This is a genomic window from Methanimicrococcus blatticola (assembly GCF_004363215.1).
GTDB classification, from domain to species: domain Archaea; phylum Halobacteriota; class Methanosarcinia; order Methanosarcinales; family Methanosarcinaceae; genus Methanimicrococcus; species Methanimicrococcus blatticola.
Map to the genome: position 1 here is coordinate 147762 of NZ_SNYS01000010.1, position 14736 is coordinate 162497.

At 44.0% G+C, this 14736-nt stretch carries 15 protein-coding genes; 13 read left to right on the top strand and 2 right to left on the bottom strand.

From position 1 onward, the window contains the following. Nucleotides 1-201: 201 nt before the first annotated feature. The 5 genes from C7391_RS07355 to serA all read left to right on the top strand — a co-directional run bounded on the left by C7391_RS07355 (nucleotide 202) and on the right by serA (nucleotide 6180). Nucleotides 202-1329: an ORC1-type DNA replication protein gene (locus C7391_RS07355; protein ID WP_341777452.1), complete on the top strand. Its 1128-nt coding sequence runs from the start codon at nucleotides 202-204 to the stop codon at nucleotides 1327-1329. A gap of 13 nt (nucleotides 1330-1342) precedes the next feature. Next, a complete protein-coding gene (locus tag C7391_RS07360; protein WP_133517907.1) occupies nucleotides 1343-2116 on the top strand; it encodes a fumarylacetoacetate hydrolase family protein in 774 nt (257 codons plus the stop codon). A 101-nt stretch (nucleotides 2117-2217) separates the two neighbouring features. Next, entirely contained in the window at nucleotides 2218-2523 is a 306-nt protein-coding gene (locus C7391_RS07365) for a winged helix-turn-helix transcriptional regulator (RefSeq protein WP_133517908.1), read from the top strand. Between the two features lie 188 nt (nucleotides 2524-2711). Then, nucleotides 2712-4421, top strand: a complete 1710-nt coding sequence (locus tag C7391_RS07370) for a glutamate--tRNA ligase (RefSeq protein WP_133517909.1) — start codon at nucleotides 2712-2714, stop codon at nucleotides 4419-4421. Nucleotides 4422-4605: 184 nt separating this feature from the next. After that, nucleotides 4606-6180 carry a phosphoglycerate dehydrogenase gene (serA, locus tag C7391_RS07375; protein WP_133517910.1) on the top strand — a complete coding sequence of 525 codons (1575 nt, stop codon included), beginning with the start codon at nucleotides 4606-4608 and terminating at the stop codon, nucleotides 6178-6180. Between the two features lie 328 nt (nucleotides 6181-6508). Here serA and C7391_RS07380 read toward each other — a convergent pair whose 3' ends face one another. Next, nucleotides 6509-7693 carry a mechanosensitive ion channel family protein gene (locus C7391_RS07380; RefSeq protein WP_133517911.1) on the bottom strand — a complete coding sequence of 395 codons (1185 nt, stop codon included), beginning with the start codon at nucleotides 7691-7693 and terminating at the stop codon, nucleotides 6509-6511. 1502 nt (nucleotides 7694-9195) lie between these two features. On the opposite strand from C7391_RS07380, the gene C7391_RS08375 reads away from it, so the two are divergent. The 7 genes from C7391_RS08375 to rpsB all read left to right on the top strand — a co-directional run bounded on the left by C7391_RS08375 (nucleotide 9196) and on the right by rpsB (nucleotide 12957). After that, nucleotides 9196-10200 (top strand): hypothetical protein, encoded by a 1005-nt coding sequence (locus tag C7391_RS08375; RefSeq protein WP_166627451.1) that lies wholly within the window; start codon nucleotides 9196-9198, stop codon nucleotides 10198-10200. Between the two features lie 269 nt (nucleotides 10201-10469). Further along, nucleotides 10470-10850 (top strand): 50S ribosomal protein L18e, encoded by a 381-nt coding sequence (locus C7391_RS07390; protein ID WP_133517913.1) that lies wholly within the window; start codon nucleotides 10470-10472, stop codon nucleotides 10848-10850. A gap of 11 nt (nucleotides 10851-10861) precedes the next feature. Beyond that, on the top strand, nucleotides 10862-11284 hold the full coding sequence (locus C7391_RS07395; protein WP_133517914.1) for a 50S ribosomal protein L13: 423 nt from the start codon (nucleotides 10862-10864) through the stop codon (nucleotides 11282-11284). A 5-nt stretch (nucleotides 11285-11289) separates the two neighbouring features. Continuing rightward, nucleotides 11290-11697: a 30S ribosomal protein S9 gene (locus tag C7391_RS07400; RefSeq protein ID WP_133517915.1), complete on the top strand. Its 408-nt coding sequence runs from the start codon at nucleotides 11290-11292 to the stop codon at nucleotides 11695-11697. A gap of 11 nt (nucleotides 11698-11708) precedes the next feature. Then, nucleotides 11709-11897 carry a DNA-directed RNA polymerase subunit N gene (locus C7391_RS07405; RefSeq protein WP_133517916.1) on the top strand — a complete coding sequence of 63 codons (189 nt, stop codon included), beginning with the start codon at nucleotides 11709-11711 and terminating at the stop codon, nucleotides 11895-11897. 107 nt (nucleotides 11898-12004) lie between these two features. Next, the gene (locus C7391_RS07410; protein ID WP_133517917.1) at nucleotides 12005-12190 is read left to right on the top strand and encodes a DNA-directed RNA polymerase subunit K; all 186 of its coding nucleotides are present in this window, start codon (nucleotides 12005-12007) and stop codon (nucleotides 12188-12190) included. A gap of 140 nt (nucleotides 12191-12330) precedes the next feature. Next, nucleotides 12331-12957: a 30S ribosomal protein S2 gene (gene rpsB / locus C7391_RS07415; RefSeq protein WP_133517918.1), complete on the top strand. Its 627-nt coding sequence runs from the start codon at nucleotides 12331-12333 to the stop codon at nucleotides 12955-12957. A 14-nt stretch (nucleotides 12958-12971) separates the two neighbouring features. Here the strand turns inward: rpsB and C7391_RS08380 are convergent, their stop codons facing one another. Next, the gene (locus C7391_RS08380; protein ID WP_166627452.1) at nucleotides 12972-13145 is read right to left on the bottom strand and encodes a hypothetical protein; all 174 of its coding nucleotides are present in this window, start codon (nucleotides 13143-13145) and stop codon (nucleotides 12972-12974) included. Nucleotides 13146-13601: 456 nt separating this feature from the next. On the opposite strand from C7391_RS08380, the gene thiL reads away from it, so the two are divergent. Continuing rightward, nucleotides 13602-14729 carry a thiamine-phosphate kinase gene (thiL, locus tag C7391_RS07420; protein ID WP_166627453.1) on the top strand — a complete coding sequence of 376 codons (1128 nt, stop codon included), beginning with the start codon at nucleotides 13602-13604 and terminating at the stop codon, nucleotides 14727-14729. Nucleotides 14730-14736 lie beyond the last annotated feature (7 nt).

Below are 14736 nucleotides of genomic sequence, written 5' to 3' on the forward strand. Positions count from 1 at the left end.
TGTATTTCTAATTCTTTCTTCGAATTTATATGCCGCTAATATATAATATGGTTGCTGATTTGACTAATTTTCCTCTTCCCTTTCTCTCCTCTCTTCCCTTAAATCTTCAATTTTTTGAAAACGATTATATAATGTGCGGCAGTAGTCATTTTATCATTTGAACTCATTCATTTTTTGAAATTATTTTTAAAAACCGGAGACGTGGATACGTTGACAACAGAAAAAGATATGCTGATGTGGGATGAAACTCTTTTTCGGGAATCCGATATTTTTGAACTGGATTATCTGCCGGACTACTTTCCGCACCGCGATAATCAGCTCAATTCCATCCGCTATGCGCTGAAGCCCACTGTTCGCGGCGGCCGTCCGCTGAACTGTCTTTTGTACGGTCCGCCCGGTACCGGAAAAACAAGCGCCGCGCTGAAAATCTTTGACGAGCTGAAAGAGTACACGGATAAAGTCATCACCGTCAAAGTGAACTGTCAGATCGACTCCACCCGGTTTGCTGTCATCTCACGCATTTACAAAAGCGTTCTCAACATCGCGCCGCCGGCTTCCGGCGTGTCGTTCAACCGCATTTTTGACAAACTCGCTAAAAAACTGATTGACACGGATAAGGTGCTTATTGTTGTTTTGGATGATATCAATTATCTTTTTTATGAAGGCCACGCCGACGAAGTGATGTATTCGCTTCTCCGCGCCCACGAACAGTATCCCGGCTCCAAAATCGGCGTCATGGCAATCGTGAACGACCCTGAAGTGATTTACGGTTTTGACAAACGCGTCACCTCCGTTTTCCTGCCGGAAGAAATCGAATTTCCGCGTTACGAGTGGTCGGAAATTGATGACATTTTAGCTGACAGAATTCAGCGCGGCTTTTTCCAGGGCGTTGTTTCCGATTCAGTTCGCGAAGCGATGACAGATTATGTCGCCGAAAACGGTGACCTTCGTGTCGGTATTGACCTGATGAAACGCTCCGGGTTGAACGCAGAAAAGCGTTCGTCACGCAAAATTGATGTGGAAGACGTCAACAAAGCGTATGCTGCTTCCCGCTCTCTTTACCTTTCCCGAATGTTTTCGGTTTTAACGGATCATGAAAAATATTTGGCAATTCAAGCCGCGGAAGCCGGTGAAATTTCTGCCGGTGATTTGTATGAAAAGTTCCGTGACCATACCGGCATCGGCTATACGCGTTTTTATGAAATTGTCAATAAAATGGTTTCTGCCGGCTACTTGACGGCTGATTTCTCAGGCAAAGGATCTAAAGGGCGGACGCGCATGATTCGCTCGGGATTCAAGAAAGAAGAGTTGGACGAGCTTTTGAAATAAACGCGGTGATCGAATGCTGGGACGTTTTCAGTATAATGATATTGTTTTTTCGGGCGAAGTCTTTGAAGATATTGTTTATCCCGATCCGATTTATCAGCAGCTTGATGATGAATATCCGCTGTCTTCTCTTGTGATTTTGCCGCCGGTCAACCCGTCCAAAATCGTCTGTGTCGGTCTCAATTACACCGACCACGCTAAAGAATTAAACATGGAATTGCCGAACAACCCGATTTTGTTTTTAAAACCGCCATCTGCCGCGTTGGCACATGAGGGTTTGATTCAGTATCCGCCGGAAAGCGAACAAGTGGATTACGAAGCGGAACTCGGCATCGTCATCGGAAAAACGTGCCGAAATGTTTCGGAAGCTGACGCATTTGATTATGTTCTCGGCTACACTTGTTTTAATGATGTGACGGCGCGCGATTTACAGCGGGCGGACGGGCAGTGGACGCGCGCCAAAAGTTTTGACACGTTTGCGCCGTTCGGACCTTTTATTATCACGCCGGAGGAGCTTGCACAGCAGAATTTGGCGCCGGGCAATCTTTCAATCGTGTGCCGTGTCATTCGCAATGAAAATGAAGAAATTCGGCAAAACTCATCAACGGCTGAATTTATTTTTGATATTCCGAAACTGATTGCGTTTATTTCTTCCGTGATGACGCTTGAAAAAGGAGATATTATCGCGACGGGAACGCCGCCCGGTGTCGGGGAATTGCTTGTCGGCGATGTCGTTGAAGTTGAAATCGAAGGGGTCGGAATTTTAAGAAACACGGTTGTTTCGGAATGACCGTTTCGGAATGATAAATCCCGGAATTTTTTAAAATCAAGAAGAACTTATATGAATGTAAAGACGTTAAGAATGAGCATTGAATGGATTCAGGTTTTGTTATGTTATTTGATCAGGCCCGTAATGAATTGGAATTAATCGACAGGCACACGCAGGTGCTGAAAATCGTCATTGAAAACGGACCGATCGGTATCTTAAAATTGTCCGAAATTACAGGCATGCAGGCGCACAAAGTGCGTTATTCGCTTCGTATTCTGGAGCAGAACGGATTGATTAAAGCGTCACCGCAAGGCGCGGTTGCAGGCGATTCTGTTGATGAATTCTTGAGAACCGCCAATGAAAAATTCCGCGAACTTAAAGACCTTTTGGAAATGATTGAAAAGCACGGCGATGAAATCATCCGCTGATTTTTGTTTTTATGCCGCGGTGCCGTGTGCAAACGGGTTTGTTTTTAAAATATTTGCAAATCATTTTTGATTTTATCACTAATTTTCGTTTTCGGTTTGGCTCATATGAGCATCTTTAAATATCTAAAAAGGAAATTCTGTTCTTTCATCTAATTGTTATTTTTATATCATTGAAATAAGGGAAAATTATGGCATTAGACCCCGAAGATTTACTCACGATTGAAAAATTTACGCTTCAAAACGCTGTTAAATATGAAGCGGTGCCGCAGGAGAAAGCGGTTCTCGGAAAAATTATGGGCATCCTCCCGCAGTTGCGCAGCCGCGTTCCGGAAGTGACGGAGGCAATCAAAGAAATTGCCGCGAATCTGAACAAAACAAAGCCGGAAGACTGGCGCCAAAGATTGGAATCCATCGCGCCCGAATTGCTTGAAGAACTTTCCGTTAAGAAAGAGCCGGAGAAAGGACTCAAAGCGCTTCCGAACGCCGAGAAAGGCAAAGTCGTGATGCGTTTTGCCCCCAACCCCAACGGTCCGCCGACAATCGGCAGTTCCCGCGGCATGGTTGTCAATTCCGAATACGTCAAAATGTATGACGGCAAATTCATTCTTCGTTTTGATGACACTGATCCCGACCAGAAACGCCCGATGCTTGAAGCGTATGATTGGTACGTCGATGATTTCAAATGGCTCGGCGTCACGCCCGATGAAATTGTGAAAGCGTCTGACCGTTTTGATACTTATTATGAAATTGCCGAGCAGCTGATTCTCGCCGGTCACGCTTACGTCTGTTTCTGCGACGGTGAGACTTTCAAAGGATTGAAGGATAAAAAGCAGGCTTGCCCGCACAGAGAAGCGGCACCTGAAGACAATTTGGCGCATTGGAAAAAGATGCTTGCCGGCGATTATGAAGAGCGTGAAGCGGTTCTCAGAATTAAAACCGATATCCAACACAAAGATCCCGCGCTTCGCGACTGGGGGGCTTTCAGAATTTTAAAGAAAGACCACCCGAGACCCGAAATCGGCAATAAATACATTGTTTGGCCGCTTTTGGACTTTGAGGGCGCGATTGAAGACCATTTGCTTGGAACAACGCACATCATTCGCGGCAAAGATTTACAGGACAGCGGCAAACGCCAGAAATATATTTACGATTATCTCGGCTGGACGTATCCGGTGACGCTTCACTGGGGCCGTGTCAGAATTGAAGAATTCGGCAAGCTCAGCACAAGCGGTATCCGCCGTGACATCGAGGCCGGCGTTTACACGGGCTGGGATGACCCGCGGCTGCCGACGGTTCAGGCGATTCGCCGCCGCGGCATTCAGGCTGAAGCGCTTAAAAAATTCATGATCGAAATGGGTGTCGGGGAAACCGATGTCAGCATGAGCATGGATTCGCTTTACGCGGAAAACCGCAAGTTTGTCGACCCGATTGCGCACAGGATGTTCTTCGTTGCCGATCCCGTTGAAATGAAGATTGACGGCTACGCCGGCGGGGTCGTTGAAGCGCCGCTTTACCCGAATCAGCCGGAAATGCGTAAAATCGAAACCGGCAATCTCATTGTCGTAACGCGCGAAGATGCCGGCAATTTATCTGTCGGCTCAAAAGTCCGCCTGAAGGATTTGGGCAACGTTGAAATCACATCCGTGTCTCCGCTTGCCGGCAAATACATTGACAATTCAATGGAAACGACCAAGAAAGAAAAGATGAAAATCATCCACTGGGCACCGGTTGACGGCTTGAAGGTGACGGTTCTCGGTCCGGAAGGCAATTTCGAAGGCATCGGCGAGCGTAATATCACGGCCGAGCTTGATAAAGTTGTTCAGTTTGAGCGTTTCGGATTCTGCCGTATTGATTCAGTCGACGGTGAAAATGTTGTTGCGTATTTCGCGCACAAATAAGCAACAAATAAGCAACAAATAAGCAACAAATAAAGCAAAAAATCCGAAAGAGAAAGCAAAAAGACCCGAGAAAGCAAATCGGATGAAAAAGGAAAAGGGATATACGGTTTGAAATTTATTCAATCATACTTTCAAATATACTTTCAAATATACTTTCAAATAATTCATTTTGGAGTTAAATAATATGAAAATTTTAGTCAGTGATTCCCTCTCGGAAGAGGGATTGACGATCTTAAGAGAAAGCGGTTTTGACGTTGTTGTCGATACCGGTTTGTCGGAAGATCAGCTTGTTGAGAAGATTAAAGGCGTTGACGCGCTTGTTATTCGCAGCGGCACGCAAGTGACCGCACGCGTCATTGAAGCGGCGGACCAGCTCAAAATCATCGGCCGCGCCGGTGTCGGTGTTGACAATGTTGACACGGAAGCAGCAACCAAGAAAGGCATTATCGTGTCCAACACGCCCGACGGCAACACGCTTTCGGCAGCGGAACACACTTGCGCCATGATGATGGCGGTTGCCAGAAACATTCCGCAGGCTTGCGCTTCTCTCAAATCCGAAAAATGGGAGCGCAACAAGTTTATGGGCGTTGAATTCAACAAAAAAGTGCTCGGTGTCATCGGTCTCGGCCGTATCGGCGCTGAAGTCGCCAAACGCTTCCAATCTTTTAACATGACGGTTCTCGGCTACGACCCGTTCGTTTCCGAAGAGCGCGCTAAATCAATGGGCATCACGCTTACAACCGTTGAAGACATTTGCAGAAACGCGGATTTCATTACCGTTCACACGCCGTTGACGAAAGACACAAAAAATCTCATCAACGCGGATATGTTTAACGTGATGAAACCGACGGCACGCATCGTTAATTGCGCCCGCGGCGGTATTATTAATGAAGAAGATTTGGTTGAAGCCGTCAACTCCGGCAAAATTGCGGGCGCCGCAATCGATGTGTTCGTCGAAGAACCGCCGTTTGCTTCCGGTCTCATCAAATCCGATAAAATTATCGTCACACCTCACCTCGGTGCTTCTACAGTCGAAGCTCAAGTGAATGTGGCAATCGACATCGCGCACGAAATCATTTCCGTTTTGAACGGCGAAGGCGCAAAGAGCGCGGTCAACATTCCGGCCGTTCGCCCTGAAGTGATGGAATTCATTTCACCGTACGTCAAACTCGCGGAAGTTTCCGGCAAAATCGCGGCAACGCTGATCGGAACCGGCTACGATAAAATCGAACTTGCTTACAACGGTGAAATTTCCACAAAAGATGTCCGAACCGTCACGCTTGCAGCTCTTAAAGGCGCGCTTGCAGTCGCTGTCGGCTCCGGTGTCAATTACGTCAACGCGCCCGGCCTTGCAAAATCCCGCGGTGTTGAAGTGAGTGAAAAGAAGTCTGAGACATCCGGCGAATATGCTTCTGTCTTTACCGTGACAGTTGCAGGCGGCGGTAAATCTGTCAGCGTTTCCGGCACAGCTGTCGGCAACGACATTAAAATCATTCAGATTGACAAAACACGGGTCGATGTTTATCCGTCCGCACACATGATTTTTGCCGACCATGTCAACAAACCCAATGTGATCGGCCCGTGCTGTCAGATTCTCGGTGAAAACAACATCAACATTTCCGGCATGCAAGTCGGTCATGTGAAAGTCGGCGAATCGACCATCATGGTCATCAGCGTTGACAGCGATGTTCCGGAAGCCGTTTTGAGTAAATTGACGACGGTTGACGGCGTTTTGAGCGCGAAGATCGTTGCGATTTAATTTTTGAATTTAATACAGATTTTATTTTTTAATTTGAGTCGGCAGGTTTTATCCTGCTTGCTTTTTTTCTATTTTGTTTATTGTAAGCTCGGTTGGAGATTGTGCCTCCACCGGGGGCACAATTGAGTTCGGTCTGTTTTGCTATGTTTTCCTTCTTTTTGCAGCTGCTGTCGCGCGCGAACTGCACCATTTTTCAAAAATTAGCAAAAACGCAAGGTTAGGTTTTATCTTTTTGTTTTTCGATAAAACAGAGGGAGGGGAGTGTGTCACCGCCGGTGACACAATTGAATCGGATAAATCATTTGCTGATTTTTCTAAAAAGATCTTCTCAGTCATTCATCCCGTCATGACCGCCGTAATAATCATTTTCATCCTCAATTCCCATGCTGTCATATGTTCCGGTGCCGATGGCAACGCCGGGCAATACTTTGTTTCTGACGTAAATCTTACGTTGCGGGATGGGAAGTTCAACGCGTTCTGCACGGAATCTGTGAAGGACTTCGCTGTTGATGTAATCTCTGGATTCCCATTTTCTGTCATAACGGTTTGAATAAAACGTGACCATGTATTTCAGGCGGTATTCTTCAATATCCAAAAGGAAAACTTCGGGAACCGGGTCGTCTAATATAAAATCGAAGTTGTCAGCGGCTTGTGTTGCGACTTCCAACAATATTCTTCTCACTTTTTCAATGTCTGAATTCGGGCTGACATAAAAGGTCAGGCGGACTTTGATTTTGACATCCGGAAGCGCGTAATTTGTAATAATGCTGCTTGAGACGGTGGAGTTTGGAATCGTCATCAATTCGTTATCCAATGTTTTTATGCGTGTGCTGCGGTTTCCGATATCCATGATGTCGCCGACATGTTCGCCGATTTTGACACGGTCGCCGATTTTAAAGGGACGGTCGACGTAAATCATGGCGCTGCCGAAGAAGTTGCCGAGCATATCCTGGGCGGCAAGCGCGATTGCGATACCGGCAATACCTGCGCCGGCCAAGAGCGGTGTCAGGCTGATGCTATACAGTTTTAAAATAACCAAAAACGCGACAAACCAAATAACATAAACGGAGATCAAATCCAAAAGACCTAAAAATCGGGCGGTAAAATCTCTTTTAGAACCGCGTGCCGTTCCGTGAATGAATTTCCGGCCGTAAAATTCCATGACATTTTGAACCAACGCCGACAAGAACCAAGCGGCGACAATGACGAAAAAGACTTCATTTAATTCCGTCTCTCTGTAAAGTTCCAATCCTTCCGGCGTCAGGATATATTTTGAAAAACCGTAATATGCCGGCAGAAGAAGCAGAACAATCGTTGTCGGCTTTCCGAAGGATGCCAACAGAATATCGTCCCATTTTGTTTCCGTTACCTGCACTTTCAAAAGCAAAGCCTTTCGAACTTTTCTCATTACAGCAAATAATAAAAATCCGAGTGCTATGAAAAAAAGACCTGTTATGACCATATCATTTTGATTGATATACGGCAGTATAAACTCTGAAATAAACGTATCCATCCTGTTTGCCCCACGCTTTGAAGATTTTAAGCCTTACTCTATAATTAAGTTTTCGTCTGCTGATTCTTGGCAAACTTCCTTCATTTTTTTCATAAAAATATTTATACACCTGTTTATTCTACACTATCAAAACATTTTATTATCAGGGTTTGATTTTTGAGCAAGTTTAACAAGGGGAAAATATGCGATTACGTTCGGTTTTATCTCAATTTCTATTGATTGTTTTAATTTTATTTTGTTTGACGGGGGCAGCTTCTGCTGCAGAGCTTGTTTCGAGTGACGGTTCTGGCAATGTCATAATTACTATTGATCCCGGATTGTATGGCAACTCTCTACCAATAAAAGGGACCGAAGATGTTGTGTATACAGATGCGATGTATGTTAATGTCGGGCATTATAAATCTAGCAGCAGTTTGGTAGATTTCACTTATAATATCTCAAATAATCCCTCTTTTCATATTTTTATTAATGATTCAGGTGTCCAAAATCTTACTTTGAATTTAGTTGGTCCCACATCAACTTCTTTAGATTTTCTTAATCTTGCACTGGGTCCCTCCTCTTCTCTTAATGTCACTTTCAACGGCAATGGACATAACATCCTATTCGGGAATTTTGTTGCGAATGGGGGTACCAATGGGTTTGGTAATTTTGAAATTTCCGGATTGAATCTGTCAAATGGTAATTTGGATATCTCAAATTTGAATTCAACTTCTCAAAAATTGAATATTAATAATTCTAAAATCAACGGGTCTGTTTTAATTTCTAATGCAGCATTCGGTACAAACCCGACAAGTTTAAAATTCAATTTCTCGAATTTAGCGGTAACAAACGGACATTTGGACTTGTCAGATATTCGCGCAACGGATTTGCTTGTAAACAATTCAACATTTGAAAGCGGAGGCATATTCATTTCTTCTTCTTATTCCGACAATATTCCAACGAACATTGTCTTAAATAATGTAAGTGTAATGTTGGAAGGAGATATTGAGATCGGGTCCGGATCATCAGGTGCATTTGGAAACTTGAATGTTTCAAATTTGACTTTAACAAACGGTAGTTTTAATGCTTTTCAATTTGATATTTCATCCCTTGATATTGTTTTTAAAGATTCATATGTTAATGGATCAGTTCTCATCGATAAAGATTACGGGGGGGTTTCCACTCGTAACGTTACGGTTTCAAATTTAACTTTAACAAACGGGTCATTGGAACTGTCCGGAATAACTTCTTCTAAATTGTTAATCCAAAATTCTAACCTTTCAAATACTTCCTATCTCGGTTCCTATTCTCCGGGCATTATCCTCAATAACATGACAGCGACTGATGGAAAAATTGTTAATACAACAGTAACCCTTGGAACTTTTTCTTTGATTTTTTCAAAAGGGGCATATGATATTTCCGGGAATAGATTCTCTAATTCGGGGTATGTCTTTGATTTTCGAGATTTGAATTTTGTAAGTCCCGTTGGTGTAGACATATATAATAACAAACTTTGCAGTGATATGGATTATATTTTTTCCACTGGTGATTTTTCTGCAAATGTAACTTTTTATAAGGCACCGACTTCCGGCAGAAGTATTATGGGCGGTTCCAATATTGCAGGTAATTATTGGACAAATTCCGATTTTACAGGGCATTCTGATTTGTTGAGCGTATCCGCGTTGGGATATTCTGATGTGCCTTATTTAATTCCTGCATCGGTTGGTGTCTATTCTGATAATTACTCGCTTACAAAACCTCCTTCAAACGGCGGTGGCGGCGGCACTGAAGGTCCCGCTCCGATTGTAATACCTCCTGCTGAGCCTGAACCTGAGCCGCCTCAAACACCTCCGGCTAATCCGGAGGATCCGACTCCCGAGACGCCCGGTCCGGGTGCCGAACCTCCGTCCGGCTCTTATAGTGCCGGTTCGGGAAGCGGTACGAATCAGATTTTAACCGAGTTGAAAGATGAAGGCCTTTCCACAGAAGAAGTTGTGACAGGATATGTCGCGCCTGCATCTGTTGTTCTCGGCGCGACAGCAGGATCTGTCTTATTAATTATTTCCGGTATCATTGACTTTTTCTTTGATGTAACGTCCGGTCAGGTTCGCGGTTTGGCAAAGGGCAAAGCCAGTCTGAAATTTAATCCTCCGGGATTGTCTCAGATTTTTTCGGCACGAACCGCTTACATGGTGCTGTTCTTCATTTTCGGTATCGGTGTGATTGATACGTTTTTGGGGGATGCGGTTGAAGCGTCAATGAACGGCGGTCTGCTGACACCTTTTACAGCTTACATTTCCCCGCTTGTCCTTTCAACAACCGTTAATATCGGCGGCGGATTGTTCTTTGATGAAGTTTTGGAATTCATCTTCAAAAGAATCGGAAAATATGTCAACCAAACTACGGGAATCTTGGATTTAATCAAGTTCGGCGGAACCGCAAACGCAATTGTTTTTGTCTGTTTGATTGGGTTGGCCGGCGGATTGCTTGCATTCTGCGTTTATTTCCTGGAATGGACTCTCATTTAAATTCAATTCAAAAAATATTTGGTGCTTAAAACAGAATCGTGCAGCATCCTTGTTTTAAATCGCTGTGCGCTGTTTTAAGAAACCTTTATATGCCATTACTCCTTTCTAAGCGGTCACCTATAGGAAAATAGCGTATATCTGATTTTGTAAGATATCTTTTTTGATATTAATTTCAGGGTACTTTATTTTCGAACGCAACCTGCTTTTCATATTTTTAAGCAAACTGCGTGAGTAGGATTTTTATTCAAAAAATCTTGCGGAGGAAAATAATGGGTAAGAGAACACTTGTAAAGCTCTCGAGAAAGACAAATCCGAGAATGATTAACCTTATTTTGACGCTTAAAAGCGCCAGTACAGAAAATGATGCACCGATCTGGGCCGCAATTGCCAAGAAATTGGAAAACCCGTCCAGAAACTATGCCGATGTCAATTTGAGTCAAATCAACAGACACGCAAAGGAAAATGATGTCCTTTTGGTTCCGGGAAAAGTCCTCGGTGCCGGTGACGTTACCTTCCCCGTGACCGTTGCAGCTTTGAACTTCAGTGTCGGTGCGTTTGAGAAAATCACCGCAGCAGGCGGCACATGTGTCCGTATCGAAGACATCATCGAAGAGAACCCGACAGGTTCCGGCATCAGAATTTTCCAGTGAGGTGCAAAGACATGACAGTTATTGACGCAAACGGATTAATTATGGGACGTCTGGCAAGTATTGTCGCAAAGCGTCTCCTTGCCGGTGAAAAGATCGATATTATCAACGCCGAAAACGCGGTTGTTTCCGGAAACAGATACACTATTTTTGCAGACTACCGCCACTCTGTCGAGAGAGGAAGACCCGAATACGGTCCCTACTTCCCGAAGAGACCGGAGAGAATCTTGAAAAGAACAGTTCGCGGAATGCTCCCTTACAAAAGACAGAGCGGCCGCAATGCAATGGCAAATCTCAAAGTCCACATGGGTGTGCCGGCAGAACTGAAAAGCGCAAAAGCCGAAACAATTGAAGCCGCAAGTATGACACGCCTCAGCTCCGCAAAATATGTGAAGCTCGGTGAAATCGGCAAGAATCTCGGCGCTAAAGTGGAGTGATTCAAATGGCAGAAAAAGTTGTAAACACTTCAGGTAAACATAAAACCGCCGTTGCCAGAGCAACCGTTAAGAGCGGAACAGGCATCGTCAGAATTAACAAAATCCCGCTTCCGATTTACGGCAACTGGCTCGTGAACCAAAAAGTTTCCGAACCCGTTAACATCGCCGGTGAAGCGGTCATTTCCAAGCTCGACATCATCGTCACCGTTCAGGGCGGCGGCTTTGTCGGCCAGGCAAACGCAGCCCGCACAGCAATCGCAAAAGGTATCGTTGAATTCACCAACGACACAGCTGTTCGCGATGCATTTGCAGAATTTGACAGAAGCTTGCTTGTCAGCGACTCCAGACAGAAAGAACCGAAATACTTCGGTGGTCCGGGCGCCAGAGCAAAATACCAGAAATCTTACAGATAAAGTGATAAAACATGTTACCGGTCCGTTGTTTTTCATGCGGGAAAGTCATTGCTTCCGGATATGAAGAATTTAAAGCACGCGTTGAAGCAGGTGAGGATAAAGGCCAGGTCTTAAATGACCTCGGCTATTCCAGATATTGCTGCAGACGAATGCTTTTGAGTCATATCGAAATGGTTGACGTGATTGCGCCGTATCAGTAAAAACTAAAAAAATCAATTGAATTGATGCACAAACGACAGAGGCAGTTTATTCCTCTGTCCGTTTCACATTCAGAAACAGCAACGGACATTGTTCCGGGTGAAAGGGTATGAAACTTCAAGTACAAGAATACACGCGGTTCGAAAGAGCCAGAATTGTCGGTGCCCGCGCCCTTCAAATTTCAATGGGTGCCCCCGTCTTAATTCAAGATTATGAAAAATCGGGCGTTGATCCGCTCTATATCGCTCTCGAAGAGTTTGAAAGAGGCGTCGTTCCGATTACCGTCAAAAGATAAAACAGATCCGGCGGTTCAAGTCACGAATTCGAGTCGGCAGGATTCGAAGAAATATTGTGATTACAATCATCACTCATCGAATTAAGGAAATTTAAACATTAAGGAACCAAATTTAAATTCAATTTTCAGGTGAATAATCTATGGAAAATCAAGAAACACCCGCAGTTGAAGAAACTGCAGCAAACGAACAGAATTACCTCGTCTCAATTGACGAATACTTGGCAGCCGGTGTCCACATCGGTACCCAGCAGAAAACAAAAGACATGATGCGCTTTGTTTACCGCGTCAGAACCGACGGTCTTTATGTCCTTGACATTCAGTCCACCGACGAAAGAATTATCGCAGCAGCAGAATTACTTTCCAAATTTGACATTTCTCGTGTTTTGGTTGTCTCTTCCAGACAATACGGTCAGTACCCTGCAAAAATGTTCGCAAAAGCAACAGGCTGCCGCTCCGCACTCGGACGCTTTATTCCGGGCATGCTCACCAACCCGAAAATGGACAGCTATTTCGAACCCGAAATCGTTATCGTTACAGACCCGGCCGGTGACGCTCAGGTGATTAAAGAAGCTTATGACATCAACATCCCTGTTGTTGCGCTTGCTGACTCCAACAACCTGACCAAGAACGTTGACCTTGTCATTCCGACAAACAACAAAGGAAGAAAAGCACTTTCACTCGTTTACTGGCTTTTGGCAAGAGAACTCTGCAAAGCAAACGGAACACCGTTCAACTACGAACTCTCCAACTTTGAAGTTCCGTTGTAATTGAGCTGATTTTTTCAATTAATTTTATTAACTCTTTGAACAAGGTTTCCTTGTTCATTTTTCTTTTCTTTTTTCTCATCTCTGATTCTTTTTTTGGTTTTTCTCATTTCCAATTCTTTTCTTTTGGTTTTTTTGTTTTCTATTCTGTATTTGTGTGCTCTTCTTTCTCTCTTTTCAATTTTATGCAACAGTCCAAACTTCTAAAAAATTTTTAACTTCAATTCAAATTGCAGTTAAAGTAAGTGATTTAATACATCGGCCGTTTTATTCCTTGCTCCTTGAACGAAAAACACATTATACACTTCCCGAAAAACGATTTATCCTGTAATCCACGGATATGAACCCCTCGTTCCAAACCCGAACCCATTCCCGCAAAGTGTTTGTTTTTCGTTCGAGGTTTGATCTAATCACTGATAATCGCACTGACAATCACTGATATTTACACCGGTAATTGTTCTCAAATCGGTATGGTGTTCGCAATTTTGTTTGATTGTTTTTAAACAACTTTAAATACCAAGTATCAGATAATATACTTTAATTCGAAGCAACTCGATTGAGGTTTTTTGATAAATACGCTACAAGCAAAACATTTTTTCTAAATCGTATTCAAATTGTTTTTAAAAATGGATTCCGGTGTCATTTATATGAGCGTTCTGCCGACAGAGAAAGATTTCATCCGCGTTTTTTCAAATGTTTTTCGGCTGAAAAATAAACCGCTTCTTTCCGGTTCGGAATTTGACGATTGCGCTGCTTTAAGACTTGATTCTTTTTCTCAAAACTTGTTTGCCGATTCATTGACTTTCAGTACAGATACCGTTCGCGAGTCAACCGATTTTCCGGCCGGCATGACGCTTTGGCAAAGAGGATGGATGACTGCCGCTGTTAATCTCAGCGATTTGGCAGCGATGGGATCTAAACCGGTTGCTTTTCTTTTTTCGGCCGGTCTGCCCCGCGGATTTACGCTTAAAGATGCGGAAGAGTTTGCGCAAGGAATTCAGGATTGTGTTTCATTTTTCGGCGGCGAAGTCATTGGCGGCGACACCGAATTCAACGAGGAATTCACAATCACGGGAACCGTCATCGGAATTTCCGATAACAAAAATCTGATTCTTCGAAAAAATGCTCAGCCGGGGGATCTTCTTTGTGTCACGGGTTTTACCGGGTCGGCCGGGGTCGCTCTTTCGGTTATGCTCAATAAAATCCGAGTGCCGGCATCCAATCGTTTTTTGAAAAATATAATCGAGCCGTTCCCGCGCATTTTTGAAGGCATGATGCTTGCACAAAGCGGTGCCGTCAATTCAATGATTGACACAAGTGACGGTTTGGCTTCATCCGTTTACGAATTATCGGCGCTTTCGGGCGTCTTCTTTGAAATTGATGAGCGCAGTCTTCCGCTTGAAGACGAAGCTTTGTCGATTCTTTCAACTTCTTTAAAAAACGAGCTCAATGGAGAGCAAATCGGTGCAAAAGCACAATCTTTGCTTGTTCATGAAGCGCTTTATACGGGCGGCGATTACGAATTGTTGTTTACGATTCCTCAAGACAAGCTTTCTCTTGTCGAAGAATTGTTTCAGACACTCAACACGACTGCAGCAATGCGATTTGGCTCCCTTTCTTCCGCCGGCAAATCCGGCAGATCTCCCTGCAAGTTCACGGTTATCGGAAAGGCAATCGCCGAAAAGGAAAACGTCATTATCACACAGTCAGGTTCAGGGGAACAACGTCTTCCTTTATTGAAAATGGGTTATGATTCGTTCACAAAATATATATGATATGAAA

Coding starts and splice junctions, on each gene's coding strand:
- C7391_RS07405 (WP_133517916.1), top strand. CDS start 11,709: ATGTTACCGGTCCGTTGTTTTTCATGCGGGAAAGTCATTGCTTCCGGA.
- C7391_RS07380 (WP_133517911.1), bottom strand. CDS start 7,693: ATGGATACGTTTATTTCAGAGTTTATACTGCCGTATATCAATCAAAAT.
- rpsB (WP_133517918.1), top strand. CDS start 12,331: ATGGAAAATCAAGAAACACCCGCAGTTGAAGAAACTGCAGCAAACGAA.
- C7391_RS07365 (WP_133517908.1), top strand. CDS start 2,218: ATGTTATTTGATCAGGCCCGTAATGAATTGGAATTAATCGACAGGCAC.
- C7391_RS07395 (WP_133517914.1), top strand. CDS start 10,862: ATGACAGTTATTGACGCAAACGGATTAATTATGGGACGTCTGGCAAGT.
- C7391_RS07390 (WP_133517913.1), top strand. CDS start 10,470: ATGGGTAAGAGAACACTTGTAAAGCTCTCGAGAAAGACAAATCCGAGA.
- C7391_RS07370 (WP_133517909.1), top strand. CDS start 2,712: ATGGCATTAGACCCCGAAGATTTACTCACGATTGAAAAATTTACGCTT.
- thiL (WP_166627453.1), top strand. CDS start 13,602: ATGAGCGTTCTGCCGACAGAGAAAGATTTCATCCGCGTTTTTTCAAAT.
- C7391_RS07400 (WP_133517915.1), top strand. CDS start 11,290: ATGGCAGAAAAAGTTGTAAACACTTCAGGTAAACATAAAACCGCCGTT.
- C7391_RS07360 (WP_133517907.1), top strand. CDS start 1,343: ATGCTGGGACGTTTTCAGTATAATGATATTGTTTTTTCGGGCGAAGTC.
- C7391_RS08375 (WP_166627451.1), top strand. CDS start 9,196: ATGGATTATATTTTTTCCACTGGTGATTTTTCTGCAAATGTAACTTTT.
- C7391_RS07410 (WP_133517917.1), top strand. CDS start 12,005: ATGAAACTTCAAGTACAAGAATACACGCGGTTCGAAAGAGCCAGAATT.
- serA (WP_133517910.1), top strand. CDS start 4,606: ATGAAAATTTTAGTCAGTGATTCCCTCTCGGAAGAGGGATTGACGATC.